The sequence below is a fragment of the Planomonospora alba genome (assembly GCF_039534085.1).
GTDB lineage: Bacteria > Actinomycetota > Actinomycetes > Streptosporangiales > Streptosporangiaceae > Planomonospora_B > Planomonospora_B alba.
The window spans coordinates 101,174-115,800 of record NZ_BAAAUT010000020.1; the positions used below are offsets into that span (position 1 = coordinate 101,174).

The 14,627-nt window shown below is 75.5% G+C and carries 14 protein-coding genes; 11 read left to right on the forward strand and 3 right to left on the reverse strand.

The annotated features are described in order from the left end of the window. The first annotated feature begins 11 nt into the window (after positions 1-11). Positions 12-584, forward strand: coding sequence for a CGNR zinc finger domain-containing protein (locus ABD823_RS14330; protein ID WP_344859676.1), 573 nt, complete (start codon positions 12-14; stop codon positions 582-584). A gap of 28 nt (positions 585-612) precedes the next feature. Here ABD823_RS14330 and ABD823_RS14335 read toward each other — a convergent pair whose 3' ends face one another. Further along, positions 613-1,617, reverse strand: coding sequence for a LysR family transcriptional regulator (locus ABD823_RS14335; RefSeq protein WP_344859653.1), 1,005 nt, complete (start codon positions 1,615-1,617; stop codon positions 613-615). 86 nt (positions 1,618-1,703) lie between these two features. Here ABD823_RS14335 and ABD823_RS14340 point away from each other — a divergent pair, with 86 nt between their 5' ends. The 8 genes from ABD823_RS14340 (at position 1,704) to ABD823_RS14375 (ending at position 9,434) form a co-directional block, all read left to right on the forward strand. Further along, the gene (locus tag ABD823_RS14340) at positions 1,704-2,384 is read left to right on the forward strand and encodes a type 1 glutamine amidotransferase domain-containing protein (RefSeq protein ID WP_344859654.1); all 681 of its coding nucleotides are present in this window, start codon (positions 1,704-1,706) and stop codon (positions 2,382-2,384) included. Between the two features lie 103 nt (positions 2,385-2,487). Then, positions 2,488-2,931: a VOC family protein gene (locus ABD823_RS14345; RefSeq protein ID WP_344859656.1), complete on the forward strand. Its 444-nt coding sequence runs from the start codon at positions 2,488-2,490 to the stop codon at positions 2,929-2,931. 29 nt (positions 2,932-2,960) lie between these two features. Continuing rightward, complete coding sequence (locus ABD823_RS14350) at positions 2,961-3,878, forward strand: pyridoxamine 5'-phosphate oxidase family protein (protein WP_344859657.1); 918 nt, start codon at positions 2,961-2,963, stop codon at positions 3,876-3,878. Between the two features lie 14 nt (positions 3,879-3,892). Then, complete coding sequence (locus ABD823_RS14355) at positions 3,893-4,336, forward strand: nuclear transport factor 2 family protein (RefSeq protein ID WP_344859659.1); 444 nt, start codon at positions 3,893-3,895, stop codon at positions 4,334-4,336. Between the two features lie 95 nt (positions 4,337-4,431). Then, the gene (locus ABD823_RS14360) at positions 4,432-4,917 is read left to right on the forward strand and encodes a (2Fe-2S)-binding protein (RefSeq protein ID WP_344859661.1); all 486 of its coding nucleotides are present in this window, start codon (positions 4,432-4,434) and stop codon (positions 4,915-4,917) included. A gap of 35 nt (positions 4,918-4,952) precedes the next feature. After that, on the forward strand, positions 4,953-7,403 hold the full coding sequence (locus ABD823_RS14365) for a xanthine dehydrogenase family protein molybdopterin-binding subunit (protein ID WP_425566609.1): 2,451 nt from the start codon (positions 4,953-4,955) through the stop codon (positions 7,401-7,403). Continuing rightward, positions 7,400-8,359, forward strand: coding sequence for an FAD binding domain-containing protein (locus ABD823_RS14370; RefSeq protein WP_344859662.1), 960 nt, complete (start codon positions 7,400-7,402; stop codon positions 8,357-8,359). Before ABD823_RS14365 ends, ABD823_RS14370 begins: the two co-directional genes overlap by 4 nt. 226 nt (positions 8,360-8,585) lie before the next feature. Beyond that, positions 8,586-9,434 (forward strand): SRPBCC family protein, encoded by an 849-nt coding sequence (locus ABD823_RS14375; protein WP_344859664.1) that lies wholly within the window; start codon positions 8,586-8,588, stop codon positions 9,432-9,434. Positions 9,435-9,455: 21 nt separating this feature from the next. On the opposite strand, the gene ABD823_RS14380 is transcribed toward ABD823_RS14375, so the two are convergent. Then, a complete protein-coding gene (locus ABD823_RS14380; RefSeq protein ID WP_344859665.1) occupies positions 9,456-9,740 on the reverse strand; it encodes a hypothetical protein in 285 nt (94 codons plus the stop codon). Further along, complete coding sequence (locus ABD823_RS14385; protein ID WP_344859667.1) at positions 9,737-10,231, reverse strand: hypothetical protein; 495 nt, start codon at positions 10,229-10,231, stop codon at positions 9,737-9,739. Before ABD823_RS14385 ends, ABD823_RS14380 begins: the two co-directional genes overlap by 4 nt. Before the next feature lie 277 nt (positions 10,232-10,508). Between ABD823_RS14385 and ABD823_RS14390 the strand changes: the two genes are divergently transcribed. Together ABD823_RS14390 and ABD823_RS14395 are read left to right on the forward strand one after the other, a co-directional pair. Continuing rightward, complete coding sequence (locus ABD823_RS14390) at positions 10,509-13,277, forward strand: bifunctional glycosyltransferase/CDP-glycerol:glycerophosphate glycerophosphotransferase (RefSeq protein WP_344859669.1); 2,769 nt, start codon at positions 10,509-10,511, stop codon at positions 13,275-13,277. Further along, entirely contained in the window at positions 13,274-14,515 is a 1,242-nt protein-coding gene (locus ABD823_RS14395; RefSeq protein ID WP_344859671.1) for a glycosyltransferase, read from the forward strand. Before ABD823_RS14390 ends, ABD823_RS14395 begins: the two co-directional genes overlap by 4 nt. Positions 14,516-14,627: the final 112 nt, after the last annotated feature.

Sequence of the window (14,627 nt, forward strand, 5' to 3'; positions counted from 1 at the left end):
TTCGTGGGGTGATGGCTCTGGAGTTCGTCGGCACCGTCCGCGCCGTGCGGAGCGGGCTGGTGGACACGCTCGCGGACGTCGCCGGGATGACCGCGTGGGGGCGGGCGCACGCCGCCGAGCTGGGAATCGGCCCCGACTTCACCGCCACCGAGGAGCTCCGGCGCGAGGTGGTCGAGCTCCGCCAGGCCGTACGCGCGCTGTTCGCCCGCGCGGTGGCGCCCGCCCCGCCGAGCAGCGCGGACGCCCACCGGCTGCCGGGGTTCGCCGAGGCGCTCGCCCTGGTCAACGCCGCGGCGCTGGCCGTACCGGTGGCGGCCCGGCTGGAGTGGCCCGAGGGCGGCGTTCCCGCGGCGCGGAACGTTCCGGCGGACGGCGCGGACGAGTCGGCCCGCATCCGCGCGGTCCTCGCCTCGGCGGCGATCGCGCTGCTGGCCGGGCCGGATCGCGAGCGGCTCCGTGTCTGCCCGGCCCCGCGCTGCGTGCTGTATTTCATCAAGGAGCACGCCCGGCAGGAGTGGTGCTCGACCGGCTGCGGCAACCGCGCCCGCGCCGCCCGCCACTACCGCAGGCACGGCTCCGGGTGATCCCCCGCACCCCGCCCCTCCGCTCCCGCTAGACGCGCCGGGCGTTCTCCCGGCCCCAGCGGAGCAGGTGGTCGCGGACGGCCGCCACGGCCCGCCGGGCGGCGGCCCCGTCCCGGACGGCGAGGAACAGCGTGTTGATCGGCGGCAGCTCGGGCTCGGCGAGCAGGACGACCGTCCCCGCGGCCAGCTCGTCCTCGCACAGGTAGCGCGGGAGCACCGACATCCCGGCGCCCGCCGCGACGGCGCCGAGCACCCCGCGCAGGTCGGGCATGACGAGCGCGGCCGACATCGCCGGCCGGGTCCCGAACACGGTCCGCCAGTAGCGCCGGATGACCGGGAGGTCCTCCGCGTAGGCGACCACCGGCACCCCGGCCAGCCGTGCCGCGTCCGGCACCCGCGCGGCGCCCGCTCCGGTCTCCGGCACCCGCGCCGCACCCGTCCCCCCGCCGGACGTCCGGGCCGTGCCCGGCCCCGCCTCCCGTCCCCGGTCCGGGAGGGGGAGGCCCGCGCGGGCGGCCCACCGGGGCGCGGCCACCAGGACGAACTCCTCGTCCACGAGCGGGGTCGCGTGCACGCCGCGGCGGCGGGGACGGACCGCGGAGACGACGAGGTCGAGCGTGCCGGTGGCGAGCCGGTCCAGCAGGTCGTCGGCGAGGCCGAGTTCGACGCGGAGCCGCAGGCCGCCCGCGACCAGCGGGGCGAGCGCGTGCACGATCCGGGTGGAGACGATCTCCGCGGGCCCGCCCAGGTGCACCGCGCGGACGGACGCCCCGGGGTCCAGGTCCGCCGCGACCGCCTCCTCCAGCGCGTCGAGGGGGCCGGCGAGCCGCCGGGCCAGCTCGTCGGCGGCGGCCGTGGGGGCGACTCCGCGCGGCAGGCGGTCGAACAGCCTGCGGTCCAGCGCCGCCTCCAATGCCTTGACCTGGGCGCTCACCGCGGGCTGGGAGAGCCCGAGGGCGTGGGCGGCGGCGGTGACGGAACCCGTGCGGTGCACGGCGAGGAAGGTGCGGAACAGGTCGAGCGAGACGGTCACCCCTCCGATTCTCCCATCGAAATCCTGATGCCTTTGAAAGGTTCGGCTATTTGTTCTGATGCCTCGCGAGCGGTGATGCTTCTTCCATGACTTCTCCGACAAAGCGCATCCTGACTGTTCTGACCAGCCATGACCGCCTCGGCGACACCGGCCGGGCCACCGGGTTCTACGTCTCGGAGGCCGCCCACCCGTGGGAGGTGTTCCGGAAGGCGGGCTTCGAGGTCGACCTGGCCAGCATCGCGGGCGGCGAGCCCCCGCAGGACGGCTACGACTCCGGCGACCCGGTCCAGCGGGAGTTCCTGGAGGTCTTCGGCGAGCGGCTGCGGACGACCCCGCGGCTGGCGGAGGTCGACCCTGCCGGGTACGACGCGGTCTTCTTCGCCGGCGGCCACGGCACCATGTGGGACTTCCCCGGCGACGGAGACGTCACCCGGGTGGCGCGGGCCGTCTACGAGCGCGGCGGAGTGGTGGCCGCCGTGTGCCACGGCCCCTCCGCCCTGGTGGACGTCACGCTCTCGGACGGGACCCACCTGGTCTCCGGCAGGGAGGTGGCCGCCTTCACCAACGCCGAGGAGGCCGCCGTCGGGCTGACCGAGGCCGTGCCGTTCCTGCTGGCCGACGCGCTCACCGCGCGCGGCGCCCGGCACTCGGCCGGTCCGGAGTTCGCCGAGCACGTCGTGCGGGACGGCCGGCTGGTGACCGGCCAGAACCCGGCGAGCGCCGCCGCCACCGCCGAGCAGGTCGTCGCGGCGCTGACCGAAATGTGATTCACATCACTCTAATATAACGGCACAGATAGCTTGAGTCCGTTAGATTGTCCGGTGACGATCTAACGGACTCAGCCGTTAGAAGAGTGATGGGAGAAGAGCTGTGACCTTCCGGACCGGCCACGTCGGCCTCAACGTCTCCGACCTCGACGCCTCCACGGACTTCTACCGCAAGGTCTTCGGCTTCGAGGTCGTCGGCTCCTCGCACGAGGACGGCCGCCGCTACGCCTTCCTCGGCCTCGACGGCACGCTGGTGCTGACCCTCTGGCAGCAGAGCGAGGGCCGCTTCTCCCCCGCCCTGCCCGGCCTGCACCACCTGTCCTTCCAGGTGCCCGACATCGAGACCGTGCGGCGGGCCGAGGCGGCGGTGCGGGAGCTCGGCGCCGTGCTCCACCACGACGGCGTCGTCCCGCACGGCGAGGGGTCGTCCTCCGGCGGCGTCTTCTTCGAGGACCCGGACGGCATCCGGCTGGAGGTCTACGCGCCCGACGGCGCCGGAGACCGTCCCGCTCCCACCCCCGGAGCCCCCACCTGCGGATTCTTCTAGACCGGACCGGCAGGCGAAAGGGAGGGGCGATGAGGCATCCGGGAGAGACCGCGGTGCAGCGGCGGGCCGGGGTGCGCCCCGGCGACTGGGGATCGGCGCGCGTCCGGGCGGAGATCCCCGCCGTGGCGGGCGGCTTCCTGCGCGCGCAGCGCATGGTCGTCGTCGGCGCCGCGGACGCCTCCGGCCGGGTCTGGGCGAGCGCGCTGACCGGGCCGGCCGGGTTCGCCGAGGCGACGGACGACCGCACCGTCGTGGTCCGCGCGCTGCCCGGCCCGCACGACCCGCTGTCGGGGCTCCTCACCGGCGAGGCCGACCACGAGCTCGGGATGCTCGCCGTCGAGCCGGCGACCCGGCGGCGGATGCGGGTCAACGGCCGGGCCCGCCGCCGCGGCGACCGGCTGGTGGTCCGCACCGACCAGGTCTACGCCAACTGCCCCAAGTACATCCGGGCACGGGAGATCACCGGGGAGGACGCCGAGCCGTGGAGCGGGGCGGGCCCGGCGGTGTCCAGGACGGACGCGCTCACCGCCGGCCAGCGCGAGTGGATCGCCGGGGCCGACACGTTCTTCGTGGCCACCCGGGCACCCGGCCTGGGCGCGGACGTGTCCCACCGGGGCGGCGGCCCGGGGTTCGTCCGGGTCGCCGGAGACCGCCGGCTGGTCTGGCCGGACTACCCCGGGAACATGATGTACATGACGCTCGGCAACCTGGAGCTGGACGAGCGCTGCGGGCTGCTCTTCCTCGACTGGGAGAGCGGCGACGCGCTGCACCTGACCGGTCGGGCCCGCGTGGACTGGGACCCGCGCGGCGTCCCCGGGGCGCAGCGGCTCGTCGGCTTCGACGTGGACGAGGCCGTGCACGTCCGCGGGGCGGTCCCGCTCCGCTGGACCTCCGGGGACCACTCCCGCCACAACCCGCCCGTGACGGCGGCCGCCGGCCGCGCGTGAGGACAGGAGGCACGATGTTCACCGAGGAGACGGCCCGGGCCAAGGTCCAGGCGGCCGAGGACGCGTGGAACACCCGGGACCCCGAGCGGGTCTCGCTGGCCTACACGCCCGACTCGGTCTGGCGCAACCGGGACGAGTTCATCGTCGGCCGCGAGCGGATCAGGGAGTTCCTGGCCCGCAAGTGGGCCAGGGAGCTGGACTACGCGCTCCGCAAGGAGCTGTGGGGGTTCCGCGGCAACCGCATCGCCGTACGGTTCCAGTACGAGTGGCACGACGCCGGCGGCCAGTGGTGGCGCAGCTACGGCAACGAGCTGTGGGAGTTCGCCGACGCGGGGCCGCACAGCGGGCTGATGCGGCGCAGGGAGGCGAGCATCAACGACGTGCGGATCGCGGAGTCCGAGCGCCGGATCCCCGGCCCGCGCGCCCCCGGCGAGGAGTGCGTGCTTCCCGTCTTCTGACGGACGGACGGTTGACCCGGGACGACAGAGGCGTACGTTCGGTTTGGAACCCGGCTCTCACTTCTCCTGCCCCTCCGGGGTGAACTGGAGGACGTATGCCCACAGTCACCGTCACCGTCGACGGAGTCACCTACGAGGAGGAGGTCGAGCCGCGCCTCCTCCTCGTCCACTTCCTGCGGGACCGGCTCGGCAAGACCGGCACGCCCGTCGGCTGCGACACCGGCAACTGCGGCGCCTGCACCGTGATGCTCGACGGCCGCAGCGCCAAGAGCTGCTCCGTGCTCGCCGTGCAGGCCGACGGGAGCGACATCGTCACCGTCGAGGGCCTCGCCTCGGGCGGCGGGCTGCACCCCATGCAGCAGGCCTTCCACGAAGAGCACGCCCTGCAGTGCGGATACTGCACCCCGGGCATGATCATGGCGGCGATCGACCTGCTCAAGGACGACCCCGACCCGTCGGAGGAGGCCGTCCGCGCCGGGCTGGAGGGCAACCTGTGCCGGTGCACGGGCTACTGCACCATCGTCCGCGCGGTACGGCGCGGCGCCCGCTCGATGTCGGGTGAGGAGGTGCCGGCCCCGTGACCGAGCAGCTCGACGCCGGACTCGTCGCCCGGCAGATCACCGAGCACGACGGGCTCGGCGGACCGGTGGGCCCGGACGGCGGCCGCGAGGTCGGCCGGGCCCGCAGGCGCCGGGAGGACGCCCGGCTGATCACCGGCCGGACCCGGTGGACCGACAACATCCAGCTCCCCGGCATGCTGCACGTGGCGTTCCTGCGCAGCCCGCTGGCGCACGCCCGCATCACCCGGGTGGACGTCTCGGCCGCGCGCTCCCTGCCCGGCGTGGTCGCCGCCTTCGCCGGGCGCGACTTCGACGGCGAGCAGGGCAGCCTGCCGTGCGCCTGGCCGGTCAGCGAGGACGTCGTCATCCCCGACCACCCGCCGATGGCGGTCGACCGGGTCCGCTACGTCGGCGAGGCCGTGGCCTGCGTGGTCGCGACCGACCGCTACCGGGCCGCCGACGCGCTGGAGGCCGTCGAGGTCGACTACGAGCCGCTGGAGGCGGTGCTCGACATGACGGAGGCGCTCGCCGAGGGCGCCCCGGCCGTGCACGAGGCCGGCAACCAGGCCTTCACCTGGAAGTTCTCCGGCGGAGACGTCGAGGCGGCGTTCCGCGACGCGCCCGTGCTGATCGACCGGACCTACGTCCAGCAGCGGCTCATCCCCACCGCGATGGAGCCGCGCGCGGTGGTGGCCGTCCCCGAGGGCGAGGGCTTCACGCTCTACTCGGCGACCCAGATCCCGCACATCCTGCGCGTCATGCTCGCCCTGACCACCGGCATCCCCGAGCACCTGCTCCGCGTGGTCGCCCCGGACGTGGGCGGCGGCTTCGGCTCCAAGCTCCAGGTCACCGCCGAGGAGGTGCTGAGCCTGCTGCTGGCCCGCCGGCTCGGCAGGCCCGTCAAGTGGACCGAGTCCCGCTCCGAGGGCAACCTGACCGTGCACCACGGCCGCGACCAGATCCAGCGGATCTCCCTGGCGGCCGAGCGGGACGGGCGCATCCGGGGCGTGCGGGTGGACCTGCTCGCCGACATGGGCGCCTACCTGATGCTGGTCACGCCGGGTGTGCCGCTGCTGGGCGCGTTCATGTACAACGGCGTCTACAAGATGGACGCCTACGACTTCACCTGCACGGGCGTCTTCACCACCAAGATGCCGACCGACGCCTACCGGGGCGCGGGCCGCCCGGAGGCGACGTTCGCGATCGAGCGCGCCGTGGACGAGCTCGCCGCCGAGCTGGGCCTGGACCCGATCGAGGTGCGGCGCCGCAACTGGATCACCCGCGAGGAGTTCCCGTACACCACGGTCGCCGGCCTCACCTACGACTCCGGCGACTACGAGGCCGCCACCGAGCGGGCGGTGGCCCTGTTCGGCTACGACAAGCTCCGCGCCGAGCAGGCCGACCGGCGCGAGCGGCGCGACCCGGTCCAGCTCGGCATCGGCGTCTCGACGTACACCGAGATGTGCGGCCTGGCGCCCTCCCGGGTGCTCGGCTCGCTGAGCTACGGGGCGGGCGGCTGGGAGCACGCCGCGGTGCGGATGCTGCCCACCGGCAAGGTCGAGGTCGTCACCGGGACCTCCCCGCACGGCCAGGGGCACGAGACGGCCTGGAGCCAGATCGTGGCCGACGCGCTGGGCGTGCCGTTCGAGGACGTCTCCGTCCTGCACGGCGACACCGCGGTCTCCCCGCGCGGCCTGGACACCTACGGCTCGCGCTCGCTGGTGGTGGGCGGCGTCGCCGTGCTGGCCGCCTGCGAGAAGGTCAAGGAGAAGGCGAAGCGGCTCGCCGCGCACCTGCTGGAGGCCGCCGACGACGACGTCGAGTTCTCCGGCGGCGCGTTCCGGGTGCGCGGCACCGAGGCGGGCCGGACCATCCAGGAGCTGGCGCTGGCCGCCTTCGCCGCGCACGACCTGCCGGACGGCTTCGAGCCCCGGCTGGACGCCGAGGCGACCTTCGACCCGGAGAACTTCTCCTTCCCGCACGGCACCCACCTGTGCGCGGTGGAGGTGGACACCGAGACGGGCGCGGTGCGGATCCGCTCCTACGTGGCGGTCGACGACGTGGGCCGCGTGGTGAACCCGCTCATCGTCGAGGGCCAGGTGCACGGCGGCATCGCGCAGGGCATCGGCCAGGCCCTGTACGAGGAGGCGGTCTACGACACCGGCGGCAACCTGCTCACCACGACGATGGCCGACTACCTGATCCCGTCCGCGGCCGACCTGCCGGACTTCGTCACCGACCGGACCGAGACCCCGGCGACGAGCAACCCGCTCGGCGTCAAGGGCGTCGGCGAGGCCGGGACGATCGCCTCGACCCCGGCCGTGGTCAACGCGGTCGTCGACGCGCTGCGGCCGTACGGCGTGCGCGACGTCCCGATGCCCTGCACGCCGGAGCGGGTCTGGCGCGCCCTGGCCCGCTCCGGCGGCGGGGGCACGGCCGGACCACCCGGTCCCGGGGCCGCCGCGGACGGCACGGGAGCCGCCGAGACCGCCGGAGGTGCGCAGTGATCCCCGCCCCCTTCGACTACGCCCGCCCCGCGTCCCTGGACGAGGCGTGCCGGATCCTCGACGACGCCGACTCCGGCGACGGCGACGTCAAGGTGCTGGCCGGCGGCCAGTCCCTGCTCCCGCTGCTGCGCCTGCGGCTCGCCTACCCCACCCTGCTGGTGGACGTGGGGCGGCTGGGCGAGTTGCGCGGCGTGCACGACCGGGACGACCATGTGCTCGTCGGCGCGCTCACCACCCACGACGAGGTGCTGCGCTCCCCGCTGGTGCGGGAGCACGCCCCGCTGCTCGCGCTGGCCACCGCCACGGTCGCCGACCCCGCCGTACGGCACCGCGGCACCTTCGGCGGCTCCCTGGCCCACGCCGACCCGGCCGGGGACCTGCCCGCCGTCGCGCTCGCCCTGGACTGCGTGCTCGTCACCGCCTCCGCCCGGGGGCAGCGGGAGATCCCGGCGGCCGCCTTCTTCACCGGCTACCTGGAGACGGCGCTGGAGCCGGGCGAGATCCTGGCCGGGGTGAAGGTGCCCAAGCTCGGCGCCGGCTGGGGCTTCCACTACGAGAAGTTCCACCGGACCGCGCAGGCCTGGGCCGTCGTCGGCGTGGCGGCCGCCGTGCGGATCGAGGACGGGGGCATCGCGCAGGCCCGGATCGGGCTGACCAACATGGGGCCCGTCCCGGTGCGGGCGCGTGCCGTGGAGGAGGCGCTGCGCGGCACGGCCCCCGCCCCGGGCGGCCCGTACGGCGACGGCGGTGCGCGGGGCGGCGGCCGCGCGGAGGGTGCGGGCGGCGCCGGTGCGGGCGGTCCCGGCGGCGACGGGGGCCGCGACCCGGTCCGCGACGCCTGCGGCCTGGCGGACGAGGGCACCTCACCCCCGGCCGACCTGCACGCCAAGCCCGACTACCGCCGCCACCTGGCCCGGGTGCTGACCTACCGCGCCGTACGGTCCGCGCTCGGCTGAGCCGCGTGCCGGGCCGTACGGCCCGCACCCCGGCGGACCGGGTGCGGGCCGGGCGGTCCGCACCCCGCCGGGCCGCGTCCCACCGGCCGGGGCGCCTTCCCCTTCCTCGCCCCGCCCCGGCCGGTGCGGCGCACGCTCTGGCGATGACCCGTCCGTAGTCGTACTGTCACAGATATCCCAGGTGCCGCAGGAGCGGCCCCGTCCGGCCGGTCGGAGGAGAGAGTCGATGACGATGCGCTTCGAGCACGAGTTCACGGTCCCGGTCCCGGTCGAGCAGGCCTGGGCGGTGCTGCTCGACGTGGAGCGCGTCGCCCCGTGCCTGCCGGGGGCGGTGCTCGAGTCCGTGGAGGGCGACTCCTTCACCGGCCGGCTGAAGGTGAAGGTCGGCCCCATCACCGTCACCTACCGGGGCACGGCCGCGTTCGAGGACGTCGACAAGGACGCGCACACCGCGGTGCTGAAGGCCTCCGGCAAGGAGGCGCGGGGCTCCGGCACGGCGAGCGCCACGGTCACCGCCCGCCTCCGCCCGGAGGGTGAGGGGACCCGGGTCTCCGTGGAGACGTCGTTCGCCGTGACCGGCCGCCCCGCCCAGTTCGGCCGGGGGGTGATGGCCGAGGTCGGCGCGAAGCTGATCGATCGGTTCGCCGCCGCGCTGTCCGATCTGCTGGCGGAGGGCTCCACCGGAGCCGACGGGACGGGCGGGGCCGCCGGGACGGGCGGGGCAGCCGGGACGGGCGGGGCAGCCGGGACGGGCGGGGCAGCCGGGACCAGCGTGGCAAGCGGGGCCAGCGGGGAGGAGACCGGCTCCGGCGAGCCGGGCGGGAAGGCCCGTCCCGCCCGGCGTCTGACGGCGGTGCCCTCCCTCGGCCGGACGTCCGCGACGGAGGACCGGCCGGGGGAGGCGCACCCGGGCGGGACCGCCCGCACCTCCCGCACCCCCGACGAGGAGGCGCTCGACCTGCTGGAGGTCGCCGGAGTCCCGCTCCTGCGCCGCGCCGCCCCGGTGGCCGCCGTCCTGGCGGGCCTCGCCCTGCTCGCCTGGCTCGTCCGCCGCGTGCTCACCGCCCGCCGCTAGACGCGCACAGCCGCGGCGGGCTCACCGCCCGCCGTCAGACGTGCACAGCCGCGATGTGCGCGCCATCCCGTCCAGCGTGCAGCCGCCGGGCAGGTCGGGCTCCCGGTCGCTCCAGCCCGCGTCCCGGTGCCGCGCCTCGTCCATGACCGTCCCCGCCGGCAGGCTGGTGAAGTAGTGCGTGTCGCCCTTATGCGCCGGATCCGGCTTCAGCAGCAGGTGCCGTCTCTCGGAGACCTCCCCCGTGGTCCGGTCGATCACGATGCGTTCCTCGATGTGGTCGTCCCGGAGCGTCCGGGCCAGCGTCACCTCTCCCCGGCCGGTGAGGATCCGGGCCCCCGGGAGGTCCGCCGGCAGGCGGTAGAGGGCCGCGCGGACCGCCGGGGGGTGGGCAGCTCGCCGAGGAGCAGGGCACCCCTCTGCCAGAGCCACTCGTCCTCGGCAGGCATGTTCTTCGCGGAGCCGCCGGACTTCGCCTGCCGGTCCCGCTCGGCGGCCCGCAGCCGCAGCGGCTCGGACCTGAGCCGCGCGGGATCGGCGGGCAGCTCCAGGAGTTCCGTCCCGCTGAAGCCGAAGAGCGGGCTCATCGCATTCCCCGCCAGGCTCGTGTAATCGGTCGTGCCCGGCCCGGGCAAGCCCTTGCGGCACGGCGCGCCGCCCCGGCAGCGCCGGGGGGAGCCCGCACGCTTCCACGCCGCCCGGTCGGCGGCCTCGGCCGGCTCCACGTCCAGGATCCTGGTCTCCTGCACCAGGGGTGAGCCGGGGCTCCACCACCGGGTCCGGCGGACGCGCTCGCGCACGAAGTATCCCGCACCGCCCTTCGAGAGCGAGGAGGCCTCCGGCGGCGGCGCACCCTTCCCGGGGAATTCTCGCGGTCCTCCGCCCGTCCGGTACGGCGCGGTCCTCCGCCCGTCCGGTACGGCACGGCCCCGGTGGCCTCCCTCGGACGGCCTGCCCGGCGGCCGTCCGGTTCGCGCCCCTCATCTCTCCGGCGAGAATCGGCAAAGAACATGACATCACTTCACAAGACGGACAAGTCCGCATTTATTCATGGGAATAGCTCAAACCGTGATCAATGTGCCGGACTGCAGTGTGGTCGTCATCACCTACAACGACGCCCGCCGGCTGCCCCGGGCCGTACGGTCCGTGCTGGGCCAGTCGCTGCGCAACGTCGAGGCGGTCGTCGTGGACGACGCGAGCACCGACGACACCGAGCGGGTCGCCAGAGCCCTGGCCGAGCAGGACCCGCGGGTCCGCTACGTGCGCAGGGAGCGCAACAGCGGGGGCTGCGGAGCGCCGCGCAACGCCGGGGTGGCCGCCGCCCGCGCGCCGTACGTGATGTTCCTCGACAGCGACGACCGGTTGACCCGGCACGCCTGCAAGAGCCTGCTCGAGGAGATCGAGCGGACCGGCGCCGACTTCGTCACCGGGCAGATCTCCCGCTACTACGAGGGCAGCCGCAGGAGCCGGCGCTACTACCCCGAGCTGTTCGCCCGGCGCAGGACCGTCGAGGGCATCGCCGCCGAACCCGGGATGTTCCTCGACTCCTTCGCCACCAACAAGCTCTACCGGATCGACCTGCTCCGGCGGGTCCCGTTCCGGGAGGACCTGCACTTCGAGGACCACGTCTTCAGCGCCGAGCTGTACTGCGCCGCCCGCCGGTTCGCGGTCGTCCCGTGGACCGTCTACCTCTGGCACCGGGCGCGCGCCCGCGCCGCCCCCACCTCGATCTCGCTGCGCTACGCGGAACTGGACAACGCCCGGCAGCGGATCCGGGCCGCCCGCCTCAGCGACGAGGCGCTGCGCAGGCACGGCCACGACCAGCTGCTCCCCGAGCGCCACCACCGCTTCCTCCGCCAGGACCTGCGGGTCTACCTCAACACGCTGCCCGCCCGCGACCCGGTCTGGATCGCCGAGTTCACCACGCTCGCCCGGCCGTACCTGGCGGAGATCGACCCCGCGGTGCTCGACCGGCTCGACCCGGTCGCGCGGGTCTGCTGCTCGCTGATCCTCCAGGGCCGGGCCCGCGAGCTGGCCGTCGCCGCCCGCTCCCTCAACGGCCCGCAGGCCCCGCCGCGCACCGCCGTACGCAGGGACGGCCGGACCTACTGGGGCACCGTCCCCTCCCCGGAGATGGACATCACCGCGCTGCGCATGGCCGAGCTGCCGTTCACCGCGAGCCGGCTCCGGCACGAGGCGGCCCTGGCCGTGCGCGGCACCCGGCTCGCCCTGGCGGTCCGCACCTACGACCCGTTCGGAGTGCTGGCCGCCCATCCGGGCTGGACCGCGGCGCTCAGGCTCGGCCCGCACAGGGTACGGCTGACGCCCCGCGAGCAGCCCGACGGCAGCCTCCTCAGCGAGGCGGCACTCGACCTGGCCGCGCTCCGGCCCGGCGGGCGGCTGGGCTTCGACGGCCACTGCGAGCCGAAGGTCGTCGTCACCCGCCCCGACGGCCGGAGCACCTCCGACGTGCTCCTCGTGGACCCGGCGGCCGAACCGGTCCGGCTCGCGGTGCCCGGCCACCGGGTCACGGTCAGGGCCGAGGGCGCGGCGGGGGTCCTGCGGGTGGCCTGGCGGCGGCAGGGCGTGCTGCGCAGGGCGTCCCGGCTGGCGGAGCTCAAGGCCCGGGCCGTGCGGAGGCTGAGCGGCCCGCGGCTGAAGCTCCGCGTCTACAAGGGACTGATCAAGGTCCTGCCGCCGCGCCCGGACCTGGCCCTGTTCGAGTCCGACGTCGGCGCGGGCTACACCGGCAACCCCCGCTACGTCCACGAGGAGCTGCGCCGGCGCGGGGCGCCGATCCGCGCCGTCTGGTCGGTCGCCCGCAACCGGCGGAACTTCCCGCCCGGCGTCCCGCTCGTGCGCCGGATGAGCTGGCGCTACGTCTGGACGATGGCCCGGGCCGGCTACTGGGTGGACAGCCACGGCCTGCCGCTGGACTACCCCAAGCCGCCGCGCACCCGCTACCTGCAGACCTGGCACGGCCAGGGCATCAAGTCGATCGGCTTCAACTCCCCCGACCTGCGCGCCGACTTCCCCGGACCCCGGGCGCGGTGGCGGGCGGCCGTGGCGCGCTGGGACGCGCTGGTCGCGCCGAGCGCCGAGTTCGAGCGGATCTTCGTCCCGTCGAACGAGTACACCGGGCCGGTGCTCCGGTACGGCTCGCCCCGCTGCGACGTGCTCGTGCACGGCGACCCGGCGGCGGCCGAGCGGGTCCGGGACCGCCTGGAGCTCCCGCCGGACCGCAGGGTGCTGCTGTACGCACCCACCTACCGGGACCAGGCCAAGTTCTCCGGGGCCTCGGTCCGGGCCGACCTGGAGGAGATGGCCGGGGCCCTGGCCGGCGAGTGGGTGGTGGTGCTCCGCCCCCACCCGGTCGAGCGCTACCGGGTCCCCGCGCACCTGCGGTACTTCGTGCGGAACGCGGCGTCCTATCCGGAGATCAACGACCTGATGCTGGCCTCCGACGCGCTGCTGACCGACTACTCGTCGGTGATGTGCGACTACGCGGTGACCGGCAAGCCGATGCTGTTCCTGATCGACGACTGGGACGAGTACCGGCGGGTGGAGCGGGGCGTCTACCACGACCTGCCGGCGATCGCCCCCGGGCCGTGCCTGGCCACCACCGGAGAGCTGATCTGCGCGCTGCGCGACCTCGACGCGGTCTCCGCCTCGTTCGCCGCCAAGTACGCCGCCTTCCGCGAGCTGTGGTGCGCCGACGAGAAGGGGGAGGCGAGCGCCCGGGTGGTCGAGGACTTCTTCGGCCTCGCCCCGCCCGCCGGCCGGCCCCGCCCCGCCGTACCCGCCCGGCCGCCGGTCCGGGCGGCCGTCCTGGGGTGGCTGCGGTGAGCGGCCCGGCCGGCCGGAGCCCCGCGCGGAGCACCCGGCGGGCGGGGGGCGGCGGGCGGCCCGCGCACACCGTGGTCTTCGCCTGCCTGGACGCCGACACGCTCGGCGGCGTCCAGCGGGTCACCCACACCGTCGCGCAGGGCCTGGCCGAGCGCGGGCACGACGTGCACGTGATCGGGCTGCACCGGGCGGCGCGCCCGTTCCGCTACGTGGAGCGGCCCGCCTACCACCGCCACGTCGTGCACCGCACCCCGGCGGGGCCGCTCTCCCGGCTGGGCAGGCGGCGCGAGCGGCGGCGGCTGGCCGCCCTGCTCGACCGGCTGGGCCCCGGCTTCGCGGTGCTGTCCTCGCCCAGCGTGGTGACCCGGATCCGGGCCCTGATCCCGCGGCACCTGCTGGCGATCGGCCAGTACCACGGCTCCTACCGGCACGCCCGCGGCTCCTGGCACCTGCGCGCGGTCAGCGGCCACTACGGCCGCCTGGAGAAGGCGGTGTTCGTCAGCGAGGACGACGCCTGGTCGTTCTCCGAGCACGCGCGGCTGCCCAACACCTGGTCCATCCCGAACCCGCTGCCCTCCTGGCCGTCGCGGACCTCCGACCTGACCGCCCGCCGGGTGCTCGGGATCGGCAGGCTGGAGGGGGTCAAGCGCTTCGACCGGCTGATCTCGGCCTTCGCCCTGGCCTGCGGGGCGGGCGAGCCGCCGGGCCGGGCGGGCGGCCGGGCCCGCGGGGACCCGCCGGGGAGCGGGCCGCCCGGGGACGGGGCCGGCGGCTGGGAGCTCCACCTGATCGGCGAGGGCGCCGAGGAGGAGCGGCTGCGGGCGCACGCCCGGGCGTGCGGGGTCGCCGACCGGGTGGTGTTCCGGGGGGCGGTGCCCGCGGCGGAGATGGCGCGCGAGTACCTCGGCGGGTCCGTGCTGGGGCTGTCCAGCGAGCACGAGGGGCTCCCGCTGGTCGTGGCGGAGGCCGCGTCCTACGGGGTGCCCGCGGTCGCGTTCGACGTCTCCGGCGGGGTGCGGTCGCTGGTGTCCGACCGGGAGACCGGGCTGCTGGTCCCCCCGGCCGACGTGGACGCCTTCGCGGCGGCGCTGGCCGAGCTGATGTCCCCCGCCGACGGCGGGGACGCCGCGGAGCGGAGGCGGCGGCTGGGCGCCGCCGCCCGGGTCCGTGCCGAGGCGTTCCGGCCGGAGCGGGTCCTGGACCGCTGGGAGGAGCTCTTCGAGCACGTCATCCGGTGAGGGCGGGCTCCTGGAGCGGGAGCGGCAGCCCGGCCAGCTCCAGCTGGGCGGAGGTCAGCTGCGCGGCCACCGGGTTCGGCTCGCGGAGCCGTACCAGCCGGTCCAGCGCGGC

Bases quoted from the DNA above. Each gene is read 5' to 3' on its own strand.
- ABD823_RS14330 (WP_344859676.1), top strand. From the start codon at position 12: ATGGCTCTGGAGTTCGTCGGCACCGTCCGCGCCGTGCGGAGCGGGCTG.
- ABD823_RS14340 (WP_344859654.1), top strand. From the start codon at position 1,704: ATGACTTCTCCGACAAAGCGCATCCTGACTGTTCTGACCAGCCATGAC.
- ABD823_RS14350 (WP_344859657.1), top strand. From the start codon at position 2,961: ATGAGGCATCCGGGAGAGACCGCGGTGCAGCGGCGGGCCGGGGTGCGC.
- ABD823_RS14355 (WP_344859659.1), top strand. From the start codon at position 3,893: ATGTTCACCGAGGAGACGGCCCGGGCCAAGGTCCAGGCGGCCGAGGAC.
- ABD823_RS14360 (WP_344859661.1), top strand. From the start codon at position 4,432: ATGCCCACAGTCACCGTCACCGTCGACGGAGTCACCTACGAGGAGGAG.
- ABD823_RS14375 (WP_344859664.1), top strand. From the start codon at position 8,586: ATGACGATGCGCTTCGAGCACGAGTTCACGGTCCCGGTCCCGGTCGAG.